The sequence below is a fragment of the bacterium genome, from assembly GCA_018814885.1.
Lineage (GTDB): Bacteria > Krumholzibacteriota > Krumholzibacteriia > LZORAL124-64-63 > LZORAL124-64-63 > JAHIYU01.
The window spans coordinates 1-2,069 of record JAHIYU010000043.1; the positions used below are offsets into that span (position 1 = coordinate 1).

Below are 2,069 nucleotides of genomic sequence, written 5' to 3' on the forward strand. Positions count from 1 at the left end.
CGGCCAGTTCGTCGGCCCTGAAGTAGTGCAGCAGGGCGTCTGCCGCATAGGCGCTACCCAGCCGCGCGATGAGTTCGTTGCGATCTGGAATCATGCGGCACCTCGCTTCCGGCTTTCGATCATGCAACCGAAGATCGGCCCTGGGGGCGTGGACGTCAATCGTGCAACGCCGCGGTTTCACATTTCCATTCACAGGAGGCTATCATCGCGCCATGTCGCTAAAATATTCCAGCTTCGACGGGGCCGGTTTGCCGATGGGTGAACCAGCCCTGGCCCTGGTGCTGGGGGATTTTGGCCGGGACGCGGCCCTTCGCTTCGGGGCCGTACTCGCCGCCGCCGAACGAGCGTTCATCCAGCGGCACCTGCCGGCAGACGCCCCGTTCTTCGATGAACACCGTCGTCTGACGTTGACCCTGGTGGGCGATCTCCCCTACGTGAAACAGGAGTGGCTGGCTTCCTACGCCCGGCAGTCGAAGCCCCTGGACGAAGCGATCCTGGTGGGGTTCCCCGGGGGACCGAGCCCGGAGCAGGTCCAGGCACGGCTCGGAGTCCTGGCCCTGGAGGCCATGCGCGGGCCGGTCGGACGCGGCTGTCGCCGGGTCCTGGTCTTGCTCCCCTGCAACACCCTGGCGCCCGTTGCCTGGGGTCTCGCCACCAGCTTCCGGTCGCCCCGATCCATCCAGCGTTTGCTCGCAGCCGCGGACTGGCACACCAGGGAGAACACCCAGGCCTTCATCCAGCAGCTGAGCGGGGTCGCCTTGTCCTTCCCGACCGTTCCGGAGGCCGTGATCCAGCGGGCGGAACGGGAGGGGGCAACACATCTTCTTCCCATGGGTACGGAAGGGATCGCCCAGACGTACCGGCAGGCGCTGTCCAGGCAGCACAGCGCTCTGGAACTGGTCGGGCTTCCCCCGGGCGGTCAGGACCAGGTGCTGCGCGCCATCCAGGCCGCCATCGCGGCTGATGGCGAAGCCCGGGACGAGGCTCGGCGGGCCCTGGAGGAGCTGACGAGCCGTTCCAGGGTTGCTCACGGCCCGGGCCTCTTGGCCATCGAGGCTTGCACGGACCTGGATTACGGGGTGGGGCTGGATTCCAATGCGATCTACGCCGAGGAGATCGTCCGCTTGGCCTATGGTGACCCGGCAGACACGAGTCAGAGCCCCAGTCGCTCGCGCAGTTCGTCCTTGTCACTGTCGAAGGTGAATTCACCGTAGACCTGGAACCAGTTCTCGACATCGATGGTGCGGGGATACAGGGTCACGGCGGCGCCGATGCGGCCGTCGCTGAACGTGAACAGCGGGAGCAGCTGCCGGACCTGTGCCACGGTGAACTGGTTGGTCTCGGCGGCGGTCTCCAGTACCGCCGATTTGCCGTCGGCGAAGGACTCCTCCTCGATGGCCGCGATCAGCGCCTTGAAGGGCCCGGCGGCCATGGGCAACGGCTCCGGCTGCGCCACCTCCACCACCTCGACCACTTCAGGGGTGATATCCCGGTCCACATCCAGGATCACGGACAGGGTGGCTCCGGGGGCTTCGATGGCTAGCGCGACGTTGTCGCGGAGAAGGTCCCGCTGGACGGAATCCAGCCGCCCGCGCACGTCGACGACCTTGCGTAGCAGTTCCCGGCGCGTGGGTTCGCTGACCTTGCCGGCGAGCATGGCCTCCATCACATCCAGTTCGTCGAGAACCTGCTGAAGCCGGGCGGCGGCGGACGGTTCGGCCCGGCTCGGCGACGGGAACGCGAGGAACAACAGCACCAGGGCGGTCAACGTGGAACGTAACAACATGGGAGTCTCCTTGGTTGAGCAAACCGCATGGACGCACACCGCCGCACTTTATTCGCTCGATGGATTCGCCGCCACGGCTGAGAGGTTGTGAATCTTTCGGTGCATGGCGCCATCTGCGGGCCCACCACACCTGATCCGCCGGCGACCGGCTGATTGTCGTTCATTTCAGTTCGGCCAGTCGATTCGCGAGCGAATCGCCCCTCGTCGTCCTCCAAGGGCACCACGCGGCCCTCAACGGGCCTGTAGACCGGCCAGGATCGGCCCTGGAGCACCATCAGATCGC

General features: G+C 66.2%; 2 protein-coding genes. One reads left to right on the plus strand and one right to left on the minus strand.

What is annotated here, in order from left to right; all coding sequences use genetic code 11:
• Window positions 1-212: 212 nt before the first annotated feature.
• The gene (locus KJ554_02530) at window positions 213-1,214 is read left to right on the plus strand and encodes a hypothetical protein (protein ID MBU0741213.1); all 1,002 of its coding nucleotides are present in this window, start codon (window positions 213-215) and stop codon (window positions 1,212-1,214) included.
• Here KJ554_02530 and KJ554_02535 read toward each other — a convergent pair.
• Window positions 1,154-1,786 (minus strand): DUF4476 domain-containing protein, encoded by a 633-nt coding sequence (locus KJ554_02535; GenBank protein MBU0741214.1) that lies wholly within the window; start codon window positions 1,784-1,786, stop codon window positions 1,154-1,156. The genes KJ554_02530 and KJ554_02535 overlap by 61 nt on opposite strands.
• Window positions 1,787-2,069: the final 283 nt, after the last annotated feature.

Coding starts and splice junctions, on each gene's coding strand:
- KJ554_02535 (MBU0741214.1), bottom strand. CDS start 1,786: ATGTTGTTACGTTCCACGTTGACCGCCCTGGTGCTGTTGTTCCTCGCG.
- KJ554_02530 (MBU0741213.1), top strand. CDS start 213: ATGTCGCTAAAATATTCCAGCTTCGACGGGGCCGGTTTGCCGATGGGT.